This window comes from Aurantimonas aggregata, assembly GCF_010500835.1.
GTDB lineage: Bacteria > Pseudomonadota > Alphaproteobacteria > Rhizobiales > Rhizobiaceae > Aurantimonas > Aurantimonas aggregata.
The window spans coordinates 12,280-33,280 of the sequence record NZ_JAAAMJ010000028.1; the positions used below are offsets into that span (position 1 = coordinate 12,280).

At 61.5% G+C, this 21,001-nt stretch carries 20 protein-coding genes and 3 pseudogenes; 15 read left to right on the plus strand and 8 right to left on the minus strand.

Annotated features, from left to right (window positions below; all coding sequences use genetic code 11):
• Positions 1-191 precede the first annotated feature (191 nt).
• The 7 genes from GTW51_RS23675 to GTW51_RS20860 all read left to right on the plus strand — a co-directional run bounded on the left by GTW51_RS23675 (position 192) and on the right by GTW51_RS20860 (position 6,508).
• Entirely contained in the window at positions 192-530 is a 339-nt protein-coding gene (locus GTW51_RS23675) for a hypothetical protein (protein ID WP_203566219.1), read from the plus strand.
• 52 nt (positions 531-582) lie between these two features.
• On the plus strand, positions 583-792 hold the full coding sequence (locus tag GTW51_RS20835) for a multicopper oxidase domain-containing protein (protein WP_425483299.1): 210 nt from the start codon (positions 583-585) through the stop codon (positions 790-792).
• Positions 793-1,053: 261 nt separating this feature from the next.
• The gene (locus tag GTW51_RS20840) at positions 1,054-1,440 is read left to right on the plus strand and encodes a DUF302 domain-containing protein (RefSeq protein WP_163045975.1); all 387 of its coding nucleotides are present in this window, start codon (positions 1,054-1,056) and stop codon (positions 1,438-1,440) included.
• Complete coding sequence (locus GTW51_RS20845) at positions 1,440-1,964, plus strand: hypothetical protein (protein ID WP_246233314.1); 525 nt, start codon at positions 1,440-1,442, stop codon at positions 1,962-1,964. Before GTW51_RS20840 ends, GTW51_RS20845 begins: the two co-directional genes overlap by 1 nt.
• Positions 1,965-2,176: 212 nt before the next feature.
• On the plus strand, positions 2,177-3,484 hold the full coding sequence (locus GTW51_RS20850) for an APC family permease (RefSeq protein ID WP_163045976.1): 1,308 nt from the start codon (positions 2,177-2,179) through the stop codon (positions 3,482-3,484).
• A 68-nt stretch (positions 3,485-3,552) separates the two neighbouring features.
• Positions 3,553-5,886, plus strand: coding sequence for a heavy metal translocating P-type ATPase (locus GTW51_RS20855; protein ID WP_163045977.1), 2,334 nt, complete (start codon positions 3,553-3,555; stop codon positions 5,884-5,886).
• A 10-nt stretch (positions 5,887-5,896) separates the two neighbouring features.
• Positions 5,897-6,508 (plus strand): class I SAM-dependent methyltransferase, encoded by a 612-nt coding sequence (locus tag GTW51_RS20860; protein WP_163045978.1) that lies wholly within the window; start codon positions 5,897-5,899, stop codon positions 6,506-6,508.
• 183 nt (positions 6,509-6,691) lie between these two features.
• Here GTW51_RS20860 and GTW51_RS20865 read toward each other — a convergent pair whose 3' ends face one another.
• From GTW51_RS20865 to GTW51_RS24115, 3 genes are all read right to left on the minus strand, one after another.
• Positions 6,692-7,114 carry a MerR family DNA-binding protein gene (locus GTW51_RS20865; RefSeq protein ID WP_163045979.1) on the minus strand — a complete coding sequence of 141 codons (423 nt, stop codon included), beginning with the start codon at positions 7,112-7,114 and terminating at the stop codon, positions 6,692-6,694.
• 133 nt (positions 7,115-7,247) lie between these two features.
• Positions 7,248-8,015 (minus strand): hypothetical protein, encoded by a 768-nt coding sequence (locus GTW51_RS24110; protein ID WP_246233315.1) that lies wholly within the window; start codon positions 8,013-8,015, stop codon positions 7,248-7,250.
• A gap of 123 nt (positions 8,016-8,138) precedes the next feature.
• On the minus strand, positions 8,139-9,335 hold the full coding sequence (locus GTW51_RS24115) for a hypothetical protein (RefSeq protein WP_246233316.1): 1,197 nt from the start codon (positions 9,333-9,335) through the stop codon (positions 8,139-8,141).
• 111 nt (positions 9,336-9,446) lie between these two features.
• Here GTW51_RS24115 and GTW51_RS24120 point away from each other — a divergent pair, with 111 nt between their 5' ends.
• Complete coding sequence (locus tag GTW51_RS24120; protein ID WP_246233317.1) at positions 9,447-9,755, plus strand: hypothetical protein; 309 nt, start codon at positions 9,447-9,449, stop codon at positions 9,753-9,755.
• 7 nt (positions 9,756-9,762) lie between these two features.
• Here GTW51_RS24120 and GTW51_RS20875 read toward each other — a convergent pair whose 3' ends face one another.
• A complete protein-coding gene (locus GTW51_RS20875) occupies positions 9,763-10,887 on the minus strand; it encodes a hypothetical protein (protein ID WP_203566220.1) in 1,125 nt (374 codons plus the stop codon).
• A pseudogene (locus GTW51_RS20880) lies at positions 10,884-11,294 on the minus strand (HipA domain-containing protein); the annotation flags it as partial. The pseudogene GTW51_RS20880 and the gene GTW51_RS20875, both read right to left, overlap by 4 nt.
• A gap of 296 nt (positions 11,295-11,590) precedes the next feature.
• Between GTW51_RS20880 and GTW51_RS20885 the strand changes: the two are divergent.
• Positions 11,591-12,847 carry a tyrosine-type recombinase/integrase gene (locus GTW51_RS20885; RefSeq protein ID WP_163045980.1) on the plus strand — a complete coding sequence of 419 codons (1,257 nt, stop codon included), beginning with the start codon at positions 11,591-11,593 and terminating at the stop codon, positions 12,845-12,847.
• On the opposite strand, the gene GTW51_RS20890 is transcribed toward GTW51_RS20885, so the two are convergent.
• Complete coding sequence (locus GTW51_RS20890) at positions 12,801-13,097, minus strand: helix-turn-helix transcriptional regulator (protein ID WP_163045981.1); 297 nt, start codon at positions 13,095-13,097, stop codon at positions 12,801-12,803. The genes GTW51_RS20885 and GTW51_RS20890 overlap by 47 nt on opposite strands.
• A 218-nt stretch (positions 13,098-13,315) precedes the next feature.
• A complete protein-coding gene (locus GTW51_RS20895) occupies positions 13,316-14,221 on the minus strand; it encodes a LysR family transcriptional regulator (RefSeq protein WP_163045982.1) in 906 nt (301 codons plus the stop codon).
• Positions 14,222-14,321: 100 nt separating this feature from the next.
• Between GTW51_RS20895 and GTW51_RS20900 the strand changes: the two are divergent.
• The 4 genes and pseudogenes from GTW51_RS20900 (at position 14,322) to GTW51_RS20915 (ending at position 18,965) form a co-directional block, all read left to right on the plus strand.
• Positions 14,322-15,523, plus strand: a pseudogene (locus GTW51_RS20900) (MFS transporter).
• Positions 15,513-16,808: an SGNH/GDSL hydrolase family protein gene (locus GTW51_RS20905; protein WP_163045983.1), complete on the plus strand. Its 1,296-nt coding sequence runs from the start codon at positions 15,513-15,515 to the stop codon at positions 16,806-16,808. Before GTW51_RS20900 ends, GTW51_RS20905 begins: the two are co-directional and overlap by 11 nt.
• A gap of 31 nt (positions 16,809-16,839) precedes the next feature.
• The gene (locus tag GTW51_RS20910) at positions 16,840-17,877 is read left to right on the plus strand and encodes an aldo/keto reductase (protein ID WP_163045984.1); all 1,038 of its coding nucleotides are present in this window, start codon (positions 16,840-16,842) and stop codon (positions 17,875-17,877) included.
• A 149-nt stretch (positions 17,878-18,026) separates the two neighbouring features.
• A complete protein-coding gene (locus tag GTW51_RS20915; protein WP_163045985.1) occupies positions 18,027-18,965 on the plus strand; it encodes a LysR family transcriptional regulator in 939 nt (312 codons plus the stop codon).
• Between the two features lie 108 nt (positions 18,966-19,073).
• Here the strand turns inward: GTW51_RS20915 and GTW51_RS20920 are convergent, their stop codons facing one another.
• Positions 19,074-19,718 (minus strand): TetR/AcrR family transcriptional regulator, encoded by a 645-nt coding sequence (locus GTW51_RS20920; RefSeq protein ID WP_163045986.1) that lies wholly within the window; start codon positions 19,716-19,718, stop codon positions 19,074-19,076.
• 79 nt (positions 19,719-19,797) lie between these two features.
• On the opposite strand from GTW51_RS20920, the gene GTW51_RS20925 reads away from it, so the two are divergent.
• Positions 19,798-20,607, plus strand: a complete 810-nt coding sequence (locus GTW51_RS20925) for an aminotransferase class IV family protein (RefSeq protein ID WP_163045987.1) — start codon at positions 19,798-19,800, stop codon at positions 20,605-20,607.
• 137 nt (positions 20,608-20,744) lie between these two features.
• Positions 20,745-20,852, plus strand: a pseudogene (locus tag GTW51_RS24125) (organic hydroperoxide resistance protein); the annotation flags it as partial.
• Positions 20,853-21,001 lie beyond the last annotated feature (149 nt).

A 21,001-nucleotide genomic window follows, 5' to 3' on the forward strand; every position in this document is an offset into this window, starting at 1 on the left:
GGCTTCCCAGGATGGGCCGTCTCGCGGTGGTCGGCCCATCCGTTGCATTCGCCGCTTCAGGCAGTCATCGCTCGTCGGCGCCTTTTGGCTCGGTGTAGGCGTCATCAATTATCTGCTCGCCAAAAGGGTAGCGGCTGCCGCAATGCACATCACCGCGAGAAATGCATGTCCACCTTATGTTCGGTTGCTTCATGCCCGTGCTTGCCATGCTCGCGATCGCCGTCGTCACGACGATGACTCCGGCGCATGCGGCGCGCATAATTGCCGGGCTGGACCATGCAATTCATGTCAGCGAGACGATGCACGTCACCGATGACGGCGGACGCTCCTGCGCTGACCAGCTCCATTGCGGCGCGGCCGGCACCGGCATGTGCGAGTTCGTCTGTGCGAGTTTCACAGCCTTCCTGCAGTTTCCGAGTGCGGAAATCGAACAAGAGTACGTGCCTTCCCGATGTGTCTTCACGCCCGAGGCAAGCGTAGGCCGGGCTCCGGGACTGAACGAACGGCCCCCCAAACTTCGTCTCCTCTGATTGCGCCCGGGCCGTCGCCTGCGGCGTTTCATCCGGCTTGGATAAACGGGGCGTGCTGTCCCGAGGAGACAATCATGAACTCCTTTCCGCGACGCGGCTTAGCGTGGGCGCGTTGCGCGGCACGGTCTATGTCCCGCCGATGTCGATGGTCGATGTAGCCCTCGACGCTGGCGAGGCCGCGCGTTGGATGCTGCATTGTCACCACATGCCCTATTTGGCGACCGGCATGATGACCGAGTTCGCGGTCATGGCGTCGGTCTGATCCGGACGGGGACGTTCGGATCGAGCGCCCCGACGTCCCGAAACGACCCTGTGCCCTGCTGTCCTTCCCTTTGTTGGCGCGACGGCCGAACCCAGCGCGTAGTCCGTGACAGAATAACAAAAGACGCAGATGATGAACTGGGACGTTATGGGCTCGGAAATGGGCTTTGGCTGGCTTTCGGCCTGCTGGTGCTCGCGCTGCTGGTTTTGGGCATGGCAGCACTGATCAAACACCTTCGGAAATGAGAGGAAGGACTGCTAGATGGCTTATACGATTGATCGCCTGATCTCCGACACCGGTATCGACGCCGTCGAGCGCCGCACCCGCAAGGCCCTGGCTGAGCACGGCTTCGGCGTGCTGACCGAGATCGACGTCAAGGCGACGATGAAGAAGAAGCTCGATGTCGAAATGCCGGCCTACCGCATACTCGGTGCCTGCAATCCCAAGATGGCGCATCAGGCAATCGGGATCGAGCCACGGGTTGGCGCGATGCTCCCGTGCAACGTCATCCTGCGCGAAATAGAGGATGGAGTGGAGGTTAGCGTCATTGATCCCGTGGTATCGATGCAGGGGATCGAGAACGCTGAACTGACGGCGGTCGCGGCAGAGGTGCGAAATCTCCTCGCGAAGGTCGTGGACGCGATCTGATGGGACTCGATAGCCAGAAAACTGCAGGCGATGCCTTTTCTGGACACCGCCCGCGCCCTGTTCGTCTTTGGGAAGCGCCTGAACTTCCCGTCGCCTACTTTTCTTTCGTCCTGCATTTCGTCTGGGAATTCATCCAGGTTCCGACATATGCCCGCATGGCCGAGATGCCCCACTGGGAGGCGATCAAGCTCTGTATGTCGGCAACGTTTGGCGATGTCGGGTCCGCGCTGACTGCATTCTGGGCCGCCTGCCTGGCGGCACGCAGCCGGGACTGGATCCTTCGGCCAACGCCGTTTCCGGTTACAACCTTCGTCGCTGTCGGAATAGTCCTGACCGTAGGGTTCGAGTACTACTATACCCGTATAAGCCTGCGATGGACTTATTCTGACCTGATGCCGCTTGTGCCGCCGTTGGGTACCGGGCTGAGCCCGCTTCTGCAATGGACCGTTATTCCGCCGCTCGTGATCTGGCTGACCCGGCGCCATCTTTTGGGAGCCCAGGCCGTACACGAAGCAGATGCATAAAGCTTCGCTAGTCCAACCTCCTACTGCGACGATCGTGTCCGGGCTGGCGCGCCAGTGGGCATCGTTCCGACTTTGTCATTGCCCTTTTGGCGGTGAGACGGCCGGCGGAGTCCCTTGCCGGAACACAAGGGCGATGCTTGGCCTCGCCTCGGCTTGTGAGGGGGTTGCCGCTTCTCCGGTTGGCGATGCGACAGAAGCCTGAGGGAAAGCCAATGACGAAAGATTACGTGGAGAACAGCATCACCTTGCCGGGCGCGGTGGCCATGGGCACGGGCGTGATGATCGGCGCAGGCATCTTCGCGCTGACGGGCCAGATCGCCGAGCTTGCGGGGCCGCTGTTCCCGCTCTCGTTCATCGCGGGTGCGGTGGTCACGGCCTTCAGCGCCTATACCTATGTCAAGATGTCGAACGCGTTTCCATCCGCGGGCGGCATCGGGATGATCCTGAAGAAGGCCTACGGTCCGACGACGGTCGCTGCGGGCGCCGCACTGCTGATGGCGCTGTCGATGGTCATCAGCGAGAGTCTCGTCGCGCGTACCTTCGGAACATACACGCTGCAGGCGTTCGGCGGCGATCCGGACAGCGTCCTCGTGCCGCTTCTCGGCATCGGGTTGATCGTTTTCGCGTATCTCTTGAACGCTTCTGGCACCCGTTCGGTCGGGCTTTGGTCCATCGTCATGGCGGTGCTCAAGGTGGGTGGCATCGCGTCGTTCGGGGCGGCTGGTCTCTGGGCAAGCGGCATCTCGTTCGAAGCCACGGGCGGAGAGTTGGGAGTAGGTGGTTTCGTGGCGTCTGTAGCGCTGTCGATCCTCGCCTTCAAAGGCTTCACGACCATCACCAACAGCGGCGCCGAGATCACCGAGCCGCACCGCAACGTAGGCCGCGCCATCGTCTGGTCCATCGCCGTCTGCGTCGTCGTCTATCTGCTGGTCGCCTTCGCGGTCGGCTCCAACCTGCCGCTCGACCGCATCGTGGCGGCGAAGGACTACGCGCTGGCCGAGGCAGCCCAACCCGCCCTCGGTCAGACCGGCTTCTACCTGACGGTGGCGCTCGCGCTGGTGGCCACGGCGTCGGGCCTAGTCGCCAGCGTTTTCGCGGTCTCGCGGATGCTGGCGATGCTGAGCGACATGAAGATGATCCCCCACAGCCATTTCGGGATGCCGGGCAGGATCAAGGACCACACGCTGGTCTACACCGTCGTGGTCGCAGCCTTTCTCACGGTGTTCTTCGACCTCAGTCGCATCGCCTCGCTCGGGGCGTTCTTCTATCTGGTGATGGTCATGATCATCCACTTCGGCGTTTTCCGGCATCTGAGAGAGGAGATCGGCGCGAAGGGATGGGTGCTGCTGACGGCCATCGCGCTCGATGCATCGGTGCTGGCCGCCTTCACCGGGATGAAGTGGCAGTCCGATCCGCTGATCGTCGTGACCGGCATCGTCGGCATGGCGCTGGTGTTCCTGTTCGTGGGAATTTTCCTCGCACGCAACCCGGTGAGGGAACGCGCTCACGAACAGCATTGAAAAAAGACTTGAGCATCCAGTCGCAGGAAGCCTCAAGCTGAAGCGACACAGTGAAAGGTTGGCTGGCAATGAACCACGATCATCACCACGCGGCGTCCGATATCCCGGCGGGAACCGAGGCGGCGACGGATCCGGTCTGCGGGATGACGGTTGCGGTCAAGCTGGACGGGCGTCACGCCGAGTTCCAGGGGGAGACCTTCCATTTCTGCTCGGAGAAATGCCAGACGAAGTTCAAGGCGGATCCGTGGTTCTATGCTTCGGGCCGCGCCACCGGACAGCAGAAGGCCGTTCCGACCAACGCCCAGTATACCTGCCCGATGCACCCGGAGATCGTCCGCGACGCGCCCGGTGCCTGCCCGATCTGCGGCATGGCGCTCGAGCCGATGCTGCCCTCGGACGAGCCGAGCGAGGAACTGACCGACTTCACCCGCCGAATGTGGATCTCGGCGGCGGCGGCAGTGCCGCTCATCATCCTGACGATGGGTGAACTGGTGGCCCTGCCGGTGCGCGACTGGATCGGCCATCAGACGGCGAGCTATTTGGAGTTCGTGCTGGCGACGCCGATCATCCTCTGGGCGGCACTGCCGTTCTTCCGGCGCGGCTGGGATTCGGTGGTGAACCGGTCGCCGAACATGTGGACGCTGATCAGCCTAGGGGTGGGGGCCGCCTACCTCTATTCGCTGGTCGCGACCTTCATGCCGGGCGTGTTTCCCGAGCAGTACCGGATGGGCCACGGTGTAGGCACCTATTTCGAGGCAGGGGTCGTGATCGTGGCGCTGGTCTTCGTCGGCCAGGTTCTCGAGCTGCGCGCACGCGAAAGAACCGGCGACGCGATCCGGGCGCTTCTTGATCTGGCGCCGAAGACCGCACGGCGCATCCTGCCGGATGGTACGGAATATGACGCGCCACTGGAAAACATCATGGAAGGCGACCGGCTGCGTGTCAGGCCCGGCGATGCGGTGCCGGTGGACGGGACGGTGATCGAGGGCCGGTCGTCTGTGGACGAGAGCATGCTGACCGGCGAGTCGATGCCGGTGGAAAAAGGTCCCGGTGACGATGTGACGGGGGCAACGATCAACAATAACGGCTCGTTGGTGATCGAGGCCGGCAAGGTCGGGTCCGACACGGTACTGGCGCAGATCGTGGCGATGGTGTCGAACGCCCGGCGATCACGCGCCCCAATCCAGGGTTTGGCCGACAGGGTCTCGGCGGTGTTCGTGCCGACCGTGGTCGCGATCGCGATCGTCGCCTTCCTCGTCTGGCTTGCGGTCGGCCCGGAACCGGCGCTGGTCTTCGCCATCGCCTCGGCCGTGTCGGTGCTGATCATCGCCTGCCCCTGCGCGCTTGGCCTCGCCACGCCGATCTCGATTACCACGGCCGCGGGGCGCGGTGCGCAGGCGGGCGTGCTGATCAAGGACGCCGAGGCGCTGGAGCGCATGGCGGGCGTCGATACGCTGATCGTCGACAAGACCGGCACGCTGACCATGGGCAAGCCGAAGCTGACCGACACGGTCGCGCTGGGAGGCATGGCGAAGGAAGACCTTCTGTCGCTTGCCGCTGCGCTCGAGCGCGGCTCGGAACACCCGCTGGCCGAAGCGATCGTTGAGGGGGCCGAAGCGCAGGGTGCGGCGCGGCAAGAAGCTGCGGATTTCGAGGCCGTCACCGGCAAGGGTGTGCGCGGCACGGTCGGCGGAAGCGCGGTGGCGCTCGGCAATGCGGCGATGATGAAAGAGATGGGACTAGACACGGGCACGGCCGAAGCGAAAGCCAACATTCTGCGCGCCGAGGGCAAGACAGCGATGTTCATCGCAGTCGACGGCGCACTTGCCGGCATCGTGGCGGTGGCCGACCCGATCAAGGACAGCACCGCGCAGGCGATCAGGGAACTGCACGCGCAGGGGCTTCGCGTCATCATGGCTACAGGCGATAACGAACGCACGGCGCAGGCGGTGGCAGGCAAGCTCGGCATCGACGAGGTGCGCGCCGGCATCTTGCCCGAGGCCAAGAAGGATCTGATCGACCTGTTGCGCCGGGACGGCCACAAGATCGCGATGGCGGGCGACGGCGTCAACGACGCGCCCGCGTTAGCGGCAGCCGATGTCGGGATCGCCATGGGCACCGGAGCCGACGTGGCTATGGAGAGCGCAGGGATAACCCTGCTGGGCGGCGACCTGATGGGCATCGTACGGGCACGAAAGCTCGCCCGCGCCACCTTGCGCAACATCAAGCAGAACCTGTTCTTCGCCTTCGCCTACAACGCCCTTGGCGTGCCTATCGCGGCAGGTCTGCTTTATCCGGTTACCAGCCTTTTGCTCTCGCCAATGATCGCAGCGGCTGCGATGAGCCTGTCGTCCGTTTCGGTCATCACCAACGCCTTGCGGCTGCGACGGATCGAGTTGTGAGGGACTGACGATGGAAGAAATTCCGAACCGCTGGGAAGGCGTCTATCGGGTCAAGGAAGAGGCCGAGACGAGCTGGTTCGAGGACCGCCCACGGGTGTCGCTCGACCTGATCGGCGCGACAGGGGCAGAAAAGGATGCGGCTATCGTCGATGTGGGCGCGGGTTCATCCCGGCTCGTTGATTGCCTTCTGGAACGGGGATTCCGCCGGATCACCGTGCTCGACCTGTCGGAAACCGCGCTGGCGAGGACCCGTGCGCGGCTACCCAAGGAAGCGCCCGTCGACTGGGTCGTGGAGAATGTGCTGGACTGGAAGCCGAACCAGCGCTTCGAGATCTGGCATGATCGGGCGGCCTTTCATTTCCTGACCGAGACTGCTGATCAAGACGCCTATCTACGGGTCATGGATGGGGCCTTGCTACCCGGTGGACACGCGATCATTGGAACGTTCGCGCCGGACGGCCCGACATCGTGCAGCGGTCTGCCGGTTGCCCGCTACGACTCGCTCTTGTTGCTTGAACGGTTGGGCGCCGGTTACCGGCTGGTCAAGTCGGTGAACCACGAGCACCGCACGCCATGGGGCAGCGTGCAGCAGTTCCATTTCGGGCTTTTCCAGAAGTTCTGACGGGTGTCGGGGAGCTGAGAATCAACCGCCTCCGCGTCCGATCTCTGCGCTCGCAGGTCACGAAAGTCCGGGACAAGACGACGCGATATAATTCCCGATGCCTCGATCTCACGCTCGTCAAGCGCCCGACCGAATGTTGGCATCTGGTCGTGAGTTCCCATCATCGTCCGCTGGCTTCGGTACTTAGTGGTCGCGGGCCAACCCCGACAGGCCGTCGATTATCGGGCATTCCGGTCGCATGTCGCCATGACAGTTCCCGACCAGATGCCCGAGCATCTGCCGCAGCGCGGTCAGCTCGGCGATTTTGCGGTCGATCTCGCCGAGCTTCTCGGTCGCGATCGCCTTCACATCCGCACTGGCGCGCCCGCGGTCCGTATAGAGGGAAAGCAGTTGCCTGCACTCGTCGACCGAGAATCCGAGGCTGCGGGATCGCTGGACGAAGCGGAGCCGGTAAACGTCTTCGACAGAATAGTCACGGTAGCCATTTGGTGCTCGATCAGCTGTCAGGAGGCCGATGTCCTTGCGGCGCGGAATGGCCGCTGATGGACGTGGACGCCTTCCTCCGCGTATTTCAGATCGAGCAGGCGAAGATCGTCCGACGTCCATGTGGTCACGGGTGATTTTCCTTCTTTACGGATTTCAGGTTTTAGAGATTTTCGGAAACCCGCTTTTAGATGGTACGAGGATCCACATGGTTCCGACTGCCGCATACCGGCAGTCAAACCACGGTTCCTCTTCTTCATTCGTAGGGCAGCTCGCCAAATAGCCCGATCATGAGATCGCCGTCGTAGAGCGAGAACGGAATCTCGACATAGTGGTCCCGATGGCGGGGTAAGGCGCGTCCATCGTTCGGGCCGTTCTTGGTGTGGCCCCGGACGTGCTCTCCATTCTCCTTGATGTAGGGCAGCACGACGAGACGGCCGTGATTGGAGGAGAGGATCGTCCCTTCCTTCCAGATCGTCGCGCCATCGGACTCGCGCGTCGACGATGTCTCCTTGACCTGCCAGCCGACGCCGCCATCCGACTCGTACCAGAAGACGATACCGTTTGAGACGAGCACGCGCTCGCCCCGGGCAAAAGCTTCGGCGAGCATGCGCTGAACGCTCGCGAGCTGGAGCAGTTGATTGGCGCGGGGCAGCAGGATCTGTCGGATACTGGCCTTCGTCTTTCCCCAGTGGGTGCTGTGGCTCAGGCCGAAGCCATTTGCGATCTTCGCACGCTCCGCCGTCAGCGCCGCTTTCTCGCCGGCGTGATACGGTTTCGACCAGACGCCATCTGGGCCCAGATACAGAAGCGCGTGGGTCCATCGGTTGTTCGATCGACCAACCTTGACCAGCTTGAGAAATGGCATCTCGGCCAGTCGCTCGGCGAGGTCCTGGCGATAGCGCTCGGACTCCGGGGCGAGCTTCAGCACCGCGGCGTCCGGTAGTTCATCATCGGCGTGACGGCGCAAGGCTTCCGCCAGCATTAGCGCTTCTTCGTCTTGCAGACGCTGCTTGGCCTGCAAGGCCTTGTCGATCTTGAGTTCGAGCGACCGCTTAACGACAGGGGCCGTCGCGCGCGTGGAAAACGCCTGCCGCAGGGTAGGATTGAGGGCATTGGCAGCCGCGATGGCAGCTTCGCGATCGGTTCAGTTCGCCTCCGACCTCAGTGCCTCCATGCGGGTCGCCAAGCCGGAAAGGGCTGTTCGCAAGGGATCGAGAGAAACCGCAATTGCCTGCGGCAAAGTAGGTAGGGTTTCGAGACGATGGGTGCGTAGGATGGCGCGCAGGCGCCAGGCGAGGACGAGAATCTCGCGACGAACCGATGTGGCGAGGGTCTCTTGCCCAAGATCGTCCCGGATCAGCGTGATGATGGCCGGCACTTCGGCCATCGTGATACCCTTCGACGCGGCATCCTCCAGCGCTTCGTCATAGACCGTCTCGGCCTCGTCCTCCCGGCGCTTGCTCTCAGCCTGGACGAAACCCTCGAAGCTGCTCAGGCGTTTTGAGGCTTCTTCGCTGAGGGGCTGCTGGCAGAGAACGCAATGCGCGCCGGCGTCGGTAACGGGAAAGCCCTTCTCCGGATAGGCTGACGCGTGGGAATAGTCGCGGGCTGCCTTCCAGAGCGACTTCCACACGTCCGACCCGATGTCGGGCAGCGGTTCGTCGGCGAAGAGGTTCGCGGAAGCGGCAGCGGCCGCCCGGCGTGCCGTGCCGAGACGGGAATGGGCATCGTGCAGCGCGGTCCGGGTTTCCTCAGCCACGACGGCCGCCAAACGTTCCAGATGGTCGATGGTCGTCTTGAGGCGGGTCTCATGGCCCTGAAGCTGGCGCAGCGTGCGCGCCGGATCGCTGGCGAGATCGGTGACCAGGGTCTGAAGCCGGGATTCCTCATCGGCATTGATGCCCGCCAATTTCTCGACGGTTTCAGGCGTGGTCTTCCCTGAAAGGGCGGTGACCAGCTTGCCGACCTCGGTTTCGGGCTTGCCCTCGGGTTTGGAAAGAACGGCTGGCGTCTGCTCTTGTAGGGCCTTGATCTCGGCGGCGAGCTTAGCCTTCACGTCCTGACAGGCCTGCGCGAGGCCGGCGAGGATGCGGAGCGGAAGAGGCGTGTAGGCAAGATCGTTGGTGTTCTCGACATGGACATTGGCGGTGCGTGAATCGAATACGCTGACCGCCGAGAGCATCGCGTCGGTCGGAGAGCCTTGCGTCCAGGAGGCGTTGCGCTTCTGGCCGCCAATATAAAACTCGACATTGGCGGACGGCGTGCCCGAAGCGGCCGCGTAGATGTTCGGCAGGATCGCATCACCCTTGGGAGAGCGCGCCCGGCAGAGCTGCTTCAGCACACGGGCATAGCCGGACTTGCCGGCGCCATTGTCGCCGTAGATGACCGTCAGCCCGGACTTTCCAAACGACAGGCGTTCGCCCGGGGCCAGCGCGTTGACGTTCGATAGGCCATGGAGCGCGCCGAGACTGACGACGGCATGGCTGGCGGCGGGATCTCGAACGTGGGTCGCATCAAGCGGCGAGCCTTGCTCGACGGCCTTGCAGATGGCCACGAGCGACGTCAGGTCCGCCGGCTCCAGCTTCGCCTGGCCACAAAGTCGCCGCAGGGCATCCCGTTGCCAAGCGGGGATGTCCGCCGACCATTTGAGGATGTCGGCAAGAGCCGCGGCTTCGTTGGAGAGATCTCCGTCTTCTGCGTCCATATTTCCGCCCCCATTTTTATCTGCCGATTCCGGCTATTGCTTTGTCCAGCCGCGTGATCCTGGGTCAGGCTCCGCCGATGATGTGTCGTCCTTCGCCGAGTGGCACGATCCAACCGCCCGCGCGATCGGGCCGCGCGAAATCATCGGGACGCACCGATTGGGTCAGCCGCGTGCGCACCGCTTGCGGGTCCGCATCGATGGCAGCCCGGATCAGCTCGCGCTCAACGCCGACAAACACCGGCCGTAGATTGAGGCGCGCAAGCGACTCTTGATCGCCCGGCGTGACGTCCGCGTCGGTCACCGGACCGGCGCGGGTGACGATCCCGCCGACCAGCCCGCCCATGGCGGCGGTCTTGTCCACTTCTCCTACCGGAGCTGCGTCGAGCGTGGCGCGGGCGAGATCGAGATCGCCTTGAAGCCTGCGCGCGAACGGCTGCTGGGTCAGCCGATAGAGCGCTCCGGCGAGTTCGGCATGGCCAAGTGGTCGGATCAGGTTGGCGATGTGCAGCCGAAGCATGCCGATGAAGAGCGCGTCCTTCTCGTGCGGCTCGATGGGCTCGCCTTCGTCGAGCGGGTCCTTGACGGAGAGATGGGCGTTCGCCGGCCCGGCGACGGCCATGCCCCAGCGCGTGGCGATGGCGATGCGCTTGACGGTGACCTTGCGGCCTTGGGCGGTTACGTCGATGCGCCCGGCCTGCGCCCACGCCCGCGTCAGGGCTTTGGCCGGACCACCGGGATCGTGGCAGCCCTTCGCCTCGGCGACCGTGAGCGAGGACAGATCGGATGCGCAGGCGATCCAATCGGGGAGGTCGCCGCGCGAAAGCCGCTTGATCTTGACCTTTCGTCGACGGTCCAGGTCGATCGTCTGGCTACCGAGATGCGCGAAGATCGAAAGGTTGAAGTAGCGCTCGAGGTAGGCGCGGGCGACGAATCGCCCGAAGAGGCCCGACAGGGCCACCTTCACCTCGCGCGCCTGGCCGAGCGGTTCACGGAAGATGAAGGGAGTGCCGACGCCCGTCGGCGTCAAGAGCGCATCGAGAATGGACCATGCGCCATAAGCAGCGCCCGGCGTCTGAAGCACCTCCCGAATCCCGGCGTCCTCGATATCCGCCACGTCCAGGTCGACGGTGGCGGCATTGACGGGGCTGGCCGACGGTGGATCGAAGCTGTGAAGGAAGGTTCTCGTCATAGGGCCAGCGCTCGCGTCAGATCGTCATGCTCGAACGCGCTGGCCATACGGTTGATCTCGGCCGACCGTGCACCGACAGCCTTTGCGGTCTCGCGCCAGGTTGCGGTCACGGTCGCCACTTCTTTGATGACCGTGCGAGCTTGCGCCAGCGTCAGGGCAAAGAATTCCGAGGCCTCCTCCAGGAGGTCGAGCGAGCAGGTTCCCTCATCGAGATCGATGTTGGTCGTCAGCACCCGCGCCTTGATGTCGGTCGGCACTGGATTGAGGTCATATGCTGGGGACAGCGACCATCCGGCCTTGCCGAGCCAGAGGAAGCCGTGATTGCGCAGATGATCGTCGACATTGGAAATCAGCACATTGAAGACGACACGGCGATAAAGGGCGTGGGCATCGGTCTTTCCCTGCGAATGATTCAGACCCATCCGTAAGCCGCCGATTTTACGCTAAATCATGACCTAAGTATCTGAAAACAAATATAAATCATGCCGGTAGCAATCAGTAGCTATCGGCATGTAGAGATTGACTCTGTCGGCCCACCCGACGGGTCTCCGGTATATTGCTCCGGCGAATTTTACAAAGTACCGTCACGGTCAATGAGGCTCGTGACGGTAGTTTTTTCAACATAACACGGTGAATATTAAAGATATTCCCAGTCACTAGCCCTCGAAATTGTGCTGACGGTACTTTTCAGGAGGCGGAAAGGATGCTTACGGACGCTGCCATCAAGGCATTGAAACCAAAAGAGAAAATTTACAAAGTCGCAGACCGCGACGGCATGTATGTGCGCGTCATGCCCAGTGGCACGGTCTCATTTCGTTTGGATTACCGGCTCAACGGACGCCGGGAGACCGTCTATCTGGGCAGGTATGGACGCGACGGGATCTCGCTTGCCCGAGCCCGAGAGAAGTGCATCGACGCGAAGCGTGCCGTCAGCGAGGGACGCTCACCGGCGATCGAAAAACAGCGAGAAAAACGTCGTATCAAGGAAGCGAAGAGCTTCGGCGAATTCGGCGAGAAGTGGTTGACGGCCGGGCCTATGGCCGACAGCACGCGCGCGATGCGTCGCTCCATCTTCGAGCGCGAACTGCTCCCCGTCTGGCGCAATCGCCTGTTAACGGAAATCACTCCGAATGACTTGCGAGCACATTGCGGCAAGATCGTTGATCGAGGAGCGCCGGCCACGGCCATCCATGTGCGCGACATACTCAAGCAAATATACGGGTTCGCGATCCTGCATGGTGAAAAGGTTTCGAATCCGGCCGACGAAGTGGGGCCAACTTCAATCGCGACATTCGCACCTCGGGATCGTTCGTTATCGCCTTCCGAGATCCGTGTAATGCTGAAGCAGCTGGAACACGTTGCCACCTTGCCCACTATCCGCTTGGGGCTGCGACTCTTTCTGTTGACCATGGTGCGCAAGAGCGAGCTACAGGACGCGACCTGGGATGAGGTCGATTTCGAGAACGCCGTCTGGACCATTCCGAAGGAGCGGATGAAGCGCTCGAAGGCGCATAATGTTTACCTGTCGCGCCAAGTCCTGGACATCTTTATCGCATTGAAGACGTGTTCGGGTAATTCGCGATATGTTCTTCCATCGCGCTATGACGCCGACGCGCCTATGTCGCGCGCAACCTTCAACCGAGTAACATATTCAGTGGTGGAGCAGGCCAAGAAGGAGGGGCTGCCCCTCGAACCGTTCACGGTGCATGACCTTCGACGGACAGGATCGACGCTACTCAATGAACTTGGCTTCAATAGCGATTGGATCGAAAAGTGTCTCGCCCATGAAGACGGTCGCTCGTCACGGGGAGTCTACAATAAGGCCGAATACGAGCTGCAGCGCCGTCACATGACGCAGGAATGGTCGGATATAATCGACGCGTGGCTCGAAGGACGCAAACGCCTGCCAGTCCTCATTCCACCGTCGATGCCCCTTTTCGACCCCGATCCGTCTCTTTGACAGGGCGAGTTCTTCGCTGGCTGACATCAGGATGTTGTGCGCGATTGATCGGCGTGGCTCTGCGAGACGCGAGCCACGTCTCCACCTCTGCCAAATCCCATACGACGCATCTCGGCGTCAGAGCAAACCGGCGCGGGAACTGCCCGCGTTGCTCCATCTCGTAGATAGTGCTGTCGGCCAGCGGGACTATTGCGCGCAGCTCTTTCCTTCGGATCGTCCGCTTGATCGCATTCTCAGTTGTTCGAGCCATTCTCTTTCGCCTTCATTTTTTGTTCCTCGTTGATTGAAAGCAATAGATGCTGAAAAGAGGAAGGTGAAAAAAGGGGCGTAGTATTTTCGGTCCGCCATAGCGTGCACATAGGACGTTCAATGCTCGTCGGATTCACGCAGGCGGGGCTAATGCCGATAAGGTAGCTCGATGAGTGTTTCGCGCCTCTGACGCAAGCATGCGTGCTGGCTATATCCCGGTCAGGATAACCGCCCCTGTTCTGCTAAGAAGTCGAGCAACGCACGGACGCGCGAGGGGAGCGGGCCGCCTTGACCGACATAGACTGCATGAAACGCTTCCGTCTCGCCCGTGTCGAGATGGCCGAGCATCGGCGCCAGACGTCCGGCGACTATATCCTCTCGCACGGTGAAGGCAGCCAGGCGGGCAATCCCGACGCCGGCAAGAGCGAGACGACGTAGGCCTTCGCCGTCGCTCGTCTGCACACGGCCCGTAGCGGGAACCACGATGGTTTCGCCGTTCTCACGGAGAGTCCAGCCATCAGTCGCCCGTGTGTAGCCGAAGCCGAGGCGATTATGCCCTTCCAGATCGGCAATAGTGCGCGGCTCACTGTATCGCTCCAGATAGGATGGCGCGGCAACGATGGTTAGCGCCGTTTCGCCTAGTTTGCGGGCGACGAGGCTTGAGCTCTTGAGCGGTCCTGCGCGGACTGCAACGTCGGTGCGCTCCGCAAGCAGATCGACCACGGCATCCGTCTGAACGATGTCAAGTGTGACACCCGGATGGAGTGCCAAAAACTCTGGCAGCACCGGCGCGAGAATATGAGTGGCATAGGAGGCGCTCGTATTGATGCGCACACGACCGACCGGCTGTTCGCCTATGCCCGCCGCGCGTTCGGCATCTTCCAAATCGGCGAGGATACGGGTCGCCCGCTCATAAAAAGCGCAGCCTTCCGGTGTGATCTGAAGTTGCCGTGTTGAGCGATTGAGAAGCCGTGCCCCCAACCGCGCTTCTAGACGCGAGATGAGCTTGCTGACCGCCGAAGGCGTCAGGCCGGCGGCACGCGCCGCGTGTGAGAAGCCACCGAGTTCGACCACACGCACGAACACTTCCATCTCGCCGGACCGGTTGATCTCTATTCGCGCCATGATGAATTCAGCTCACAAGTGATATTCCTTGCGGCATTCTATTTCATCTGATGTCCAACGTCTATCTTACAAGAGAAGAAAGAACATTTGGAAAGTTATCATGCCCGTAGCGCTCTACGCCCTGACGGCTGGTGCCTTCGGCATCGGCGTCACCGAATTCGTCATCATGGGCCTCCTGCTGGAGGTCAGCCGCGAACTCAATGTCACGATCGCTTCGGCGGGGCTGCTGATCTCGGGCTACGCGCTCGGCGTTACCGTCGGCGCACCGATCCTGACCGCGCTGACGGCCCGCTGGCCTCGCAAGCATGTGCTGGTTGGATTGATGGTCATCTTCGTCATCGGAAACGCGGCCTGCGCGCTCGCTCCGACTTACGGCTGGCTGATGGCGGCACGGGTTCTGACCGCGTTGACCCATGGCACCTTCTTCGGTGTCGGGGCTGTGGTGGCCACAAGCCTCGTTTCCGACGACAAGCGCGCCTCGGCCATCGCCATCATGTTCACCGGACTGACGTCGCGACCGTGCTCGGCGTTCCTTTCGGTACCTGGCTCGGCCAGCATTATGGCTGGCGGGCGACCTTCTGGGCAGTAATGCTGGTTGGAGTAGCAGCACTTGTCGTCCTCGCAACGCTAGTGCCACAGGACCGGACGCAGCCAGAAGCCTCCGATTGGCGAGCCGAGCTGCGTGCAATTGCCCGCCGTTCCGTGCTGCTTGGCCTTCTGATCACTGTGCTCGGCTATGCCGGCGTCTTCGCCGTCTTCACATATGTCGCCCCACTACTGACACAGATCAGCGGCTTCTCTAACGCAACCGTCTCGCCAATCCTGCTGATCTTCGGTGGTGGGTTGGTCGCGGGCAATCTTCTGGGCGGCAGGCTCGCCGACCGCAACCTAATTCTCGCTGTTTTTGGCACACTCGCGACGCTTGTCGTTGTGCTTGGGCTCATGACGTTGGCGTTCAACAGCCAGCTGGCGGCCGTAATCTTCATTGGCCTGCTCGGCGCCGCGGGTTTTGCCACGGTCGCGCCCTTGCAGATGTGGGTGCTCTCCAAGGTTGAAGGTGCGGGCCAGAGTCTCGCATCGAGCTTTAATATCGGTGCTTTCAATCTCGGCAATGCCATTGGCGCATGGGTTGGGGGGGTGGTCATCGACCACGGACCGGGCCTCGCTCTGGTGCCGCTCGTTGCCGCAGTTTTTCCGGCTGCGGCCATCCTCGTCGCCGCCTTTGCGGCGAACGCCGGACATCGTCCCGTGCAGCCGGCCTTCGCAAGTCAAACCACAGGAGTAAACAACGATGCCAACTGAATCCCGAACGACGACTGGCGGCCGTCAATTTCGCAGAAGAACAATTTTCTCTGGAATGCTTGTCGGAGCGTTTGCGCTCGCATCCATCTTCTCCGGCCTGTCCCCCGCGATGGCTGAGGAACGGAGCTGGATCGGTACGTGGATGGCGAGTCCGCAACCCATCTGGGGTTCGGATTTCGCTTTCCCGACCAAAATCCCAGCATCAGTAAAGGATCAGACCATTCGCCAGGTCGTGCGGATCAGCCTCGGCGGCTCGCGGATACGCCTCGTCTTCTCTAACGCCTATGGCGACCGTCCGATGAGGATCGGGGGTGCGAGCGTAGGGCTCGCGGGTGAAAGCGGGGCGGCCGAGCCGGGTACGATCCGCAGAATCACGTTTGGCGGCAAAGATGACATTGTTGTTCCGCCGGGCGCTCCAGCTGTGAGCGATCCACTTGAACTGACCGTCGATGCACATGGGAAGCTCGCCGTCTCGATCTACCTTCCAGACGACACACCGCTGACCACTTTCCATTGGGATGGCCGCCAGACGGCGTGGTTTGGCGAGGGAGATCTCACCCAGGCCGAAGACTTCCCGGAGACAGCGATCACGGATGCTCGCGTTTTTCTCAACGAAGTGCTGGTCGATACACCGAATGAGGGCGCGGTTGTTGTCGTCGGGGATTCGATCACCGACGGGAATGGAACAACGATCGACGCCGACACCCGTTGGCCGGATTTGCTAGCGAAGCGCCTCGCTCCGCATCAGATCGCAGTGCTGAACGGCGGCATCTCTGGCGGCAGGCTTCTTCAGGACAAGATGGGTGTGAACGTCGCCGCACGTTTGCGGCGGGATGTGTTCTCGCAGCCGAACCTGAAGGCGGTCATCGTTCTCATCGGCATCAATGACATTTCCTGGCCGGGCACTGGCTTCGCTCCGAACCAGGTCCGGCCGACAGCTGACGCTATGATTGCTGGGTATCAGCAACTCATCGCGCTGGCGGATGCGAACAATGTCCGGCTCATCGGGGCGACTTTGCCGCCATTCGAAGGCGCGCTCAACGGAACGCCGCTCGGCAACTACTACGATCCCGAAAAGGACGCGCTGCGTCACGAGATCAATCGCTGGATCAGGGAAAGGGGCGCGTTCGACGCCATCGTGGATTTCGACGCGGTGCTTCGAGATCCAGGGCATCCGGCGCGGATCAATCCGGCGTTCGATTCCGGCGACCATCTTCATCCCGGCGACGAGGGCAATCGGGCGATGGCCGACGCCATCGACCTCGATGCGCTACTCGGCCGCTGATCCATCCTTCCCATAACGAAAGGACAATCTCATGGAATATCGCTATCTCGGCAAATCTGGTCTCAAGGTTTCGGCCCTCAGTTTCGGCGCGGGCACCTTTGGCGGCACAGGTCCGCTCTTCAGCAACTGGGGCAATTCGGATGCGACGGAAGCCCGCGGCCTCATCGACATATGTCTCGAGGCCGGCATCAATCTGTTCGACACGGCGGATGTTTATTCCGACGGCGCATCGGAAGAGGTGCTGGGCGAAGCCATCAAGGGACGGCGCGATAGTGTGCTGATCTCGACCAAGACCAGCTTGCCTATGGGCGACGGTCCGAACGACGCCGGTTCATCTCGTTTCCGGTTGATCCGTGCAGTGGACGACGCGCTGCGCCGTCTTCAGACCGATTATATCGACATCTTTCAGCTTCACGCCTTCGACGCCTTCACGCCAGTCGAGGACGTGCTGTCGACCCTCGATACGCTCGTGCGGGCCGGCAAAATCCGCTACGTCGGCGTCTCAAACTTCTCCGGCTGGCAGGTGATGAAATCCCTAGCCGTGGCAGACCGATATGGCTGGCCGCGCTATATCGTTAATCAGGTGTATTATTCGCTGGTCGGGCGTGATTACGAGTGGGATCTAATGCCGCTCGGGGCAGATCAAGGCCTCGGCGCGATGATATGGAGCCCGCTCGGCTGGGGACGGCTGACGGGTAAGATTCGGCGGGGTACTACGCTCCCTGAAGGCAGCCGCCTGCACGAAACCGCGAGCTTCGGCCCCCCGGTGGAGGATGAACATCTCTACCGCGTTGTCGATGCGCTCGACGCGATAGCTGAGGAAACTGGTAAAACCGTTCCGCAAATCGCGTTGAACTGGCTTTTGCAGCGTCCCACGGTTTCCTCGGTCATTATCGGTGCGCGTAACGAGGAACAGCTTCGCCAGAACCTAGGCGCAGTCGGTTGGAATCTGACGCCGGAGCAGATAGCGAGACTGGACTTGGCTAGCGCTGTCGTCGCGCCTTATCCCCATTCCCCTTATCGCCGGCAGGAAGGTTTCGCACGGTTGAATCCTCCTATCGCGGGTTGAAGGCCGGATGGCGGGGCGCCCTGTTACCTTTGAGCTTCGCCATCTGTGCTCCTTCGTGGTTGCGGCTGAACATCGTAGCTTCTGCAAGGCGGGCGCCAACATCGATTTTCAGGTGCTGGCTATCAGCGCTTCATCACCGGCGGCGTGCTATGCGCGGTAAGCACTCCGCCAGATTCGAACTCCGCCATCTGCGTTATGTTATCGCGATGGCGGAGTTTGGCGGTATCCGGAAGGCGGCCCGGACGCTGGGTGTTCAACCGTCGACGATTAGCCGGCGGGTTCGCGATCTGGAAGATGAGATCGGTGCTGCCTTGTTCATTCGTGCTCATGGCGGTGTCAGCCTCACCTACGCAGGCGAACGGTTTCTCCAGCGGGCGCGCAAGGCGATCGATCACGTCAGTTATGCCGCCCAGGACGCTTGCGTCATCGGGCGAGGTCAGGAGGGTGTCGTTCGGATTGGCTTGATGTCTTCACTGGCGTCGGGGTTCCTGCCTGAGCTGGTGGAAGCCTACTACGCTGATCATGCGGGGGTCCGGCTCGAATATAGCGAAGGTGGGCCAGCCGATCACGTGTCGGCCGTGCAGCAGCACAGGCTGGACGTCGCATTTCTTACCGGGACAACAACGGTCGAGGATTGCGACCTCGCGCATCTGTGGAACGAGCGGATTTATGTCGTGATGCCGACCAAGCACGAACTGGCTGAAAAGGAGGAGATCGCGTGGCGTGATCTCCATGGGCAGCGTTTCATCGTGAGCGAGGCGCAGCCAGGACCGGAAATTCACGACTATCTGGTGGAGCACCTGTCGTCTCTCGGCCATTCCCCCAACATTCAGCGACAGGCGGTCTATCGCGACACGCTGATGCAGATCGTCGCCGGAGGAAGCAGCCTGACGCTGACCAGCGAAGCAACGATTGCGGCACAGTTCCCTGGTGTCGCCTATCGCCCACTCGCCAACGAGATCTTGCCCTTTTGCGCGGTCTGGTCGCCGAAAAACGATAATCCTGCCTTCCGGCGCCTTCTCAGTCTGGCCAAGGTCAGGTCGACAAAATGGCTGAGGATGGGAGGGCCTGGCGTTGAGCCCGCTTGAGATAAATCCCTCATAGGGCATCGCAATTTAACGGCTAGCCGGTATCGGCGCGGAATTGACGGTCACCCGCCCTTGTCAGAGCTTTGAACGAGCGACCGCCTGCAGCGGTCACAGGTTAGAATTCTGTCGCGCGCGGCGGTCACTTCTTGTGACCATCGCGAGGATGGTTTCGAACAGTTCGTCGCGCGCCTGCTCGGCGGTGATTTCTCCGGCCGCAGCGGCGTAGGAGAGCGCCTCGGCGGCACCGAGCATCGCCCAAAGGCCGGCTGGAGCGATAGCTCCGTTTTCGGCGAACGGGGCGAGGGCGTTTCGGCATTTCTCTGCGAAGGCCACTTCGTACTCGCGTTTGATCTTCTCCATCTCGGGGGAACCGGCTAACGCCGCGATCACACCTGGTATCTCGCGACCCTGGAGAAGCACGCAATCTACATAAGAAGACGCGATAACCTCAGCCCTGTGCGTTAGGGTCGGTTCGCTTGCCTCAAGCGCGGACTGCATGAGTTCATTTTGACGCGCGTCATACTCCCGGTAGAGCGCCGCCAGCAGGCGAGGACGCGTGCCGAAATGGTCGTAAACCACCGGTTTCGTGACGCCCGACTGCTCAGCAAGCCGACCAAGCGTCAAGGCTTCCGTTCCCTCCTCCCGGACCAGCCGCCATGCGGTCTCCATAAGCTGACGATATCGGTCCTCCCGCAATAGGCGACGACGCGGTGGCGGCTTATTAGCCCCCTTTTTTTGATCGGTGCTTGACATATCTATATACCAAAAGTAACTTACTAGTAGTATATAGCCTAGTCCTTTCATCCGCAATTGGCGAGCAGGAGCATTCCAGATGTCAGATAGGTCTTTCATCGTTCAACGTAATGGTCGGTCCGCGAATGCCGAGGAATTGGCGCCGCTCGCTTTCGCGGGTTACGCTCACTTCACTGCCATGCAGGTCCGCGGCGGCCAAGTCAGAGGCCTCGACCTCCACCTGGAGCGGTTGCGTTCTGCCTCGCTGGATTTGTTCGGTCAGGCCATGCCCGACGATCGTATGCGGGCGTACTTGCGGGAGGCGCTTAGGGCTGGTCCGGCTGATCTCTCACTGACGGCCACAGTGTACTCACCGGCCGGCGAGTTCACTGTTGCCGGGGCTGATGTGGAGCCAGAGGTGTTGATCCGTACGGGACCGGCGTCGTCCGGCCCAGACGGCCCGCTTCAACTAGCGACGGTAGAGTACGAACGGATACTCCCAGCGGTGAAACATGTTGGCGAGGTGGCCAAGACTTACTTCCTTCGTCAGGCCGTTGAACAAGGCTTTGACGATGTCGCTTTCGTTGACCGTCGCGGTCGGCTTAGCGAGGGGTCCATATGGAATTTGGCGTTTTGGGACGGCGACGCGGTGGTATGGCCTGCAGCTGAGATGCTGGGTGGCACCACGATGGACATTGTCCGCCGCCAACTGGATCGCCTTAGTGTCCCTCAGCGCGTCCACGACGTGACGCTTGCTGAGCTTTCGAAGCTGGCCGGGGCTGTGGTCATGAACTCATGGACGCCGGGTGTGGCGGTACAACGGATCGGCTCCGTCTCCGTGCCTGAGGCGTCGCCCTTTCTCGAACTGCTTCACCGGGCGTACCAGGCTGAACCACTCGTCTCGCCGTGAGACGCGCCCGACAGAATCCATTGTTGAAACTCGAAGCATTTTCGCGAGTTGGCCGACAATTCTTTCCAGTCTCAAAGCGCTTTTGGAGGTAAACGAACCTGTTTCCGGCGCTAAACGCTGGAAGTCCCGATGGGATCGAACAGAAGGCTGCAGAAGATCTGGTCGCGCGTGCACATCAGATCTGCCCGTATTCTAACGCTGTACGTGGCAACATCGAGGTCATTCTCACTGTGGCCGTCAGTTGAAACGTCGATTGGTGTCAGGTTAAGAGCCCGATTTGAAAGAGGTTGAGCGATATCAGTGAGTTGTGATTCCTCGTCGTTGTCGAGACGATGGAGGATGATCATGACCTGGACTGATACCGCCCGGCGCGAGCATAATCGGGATCGGGCGC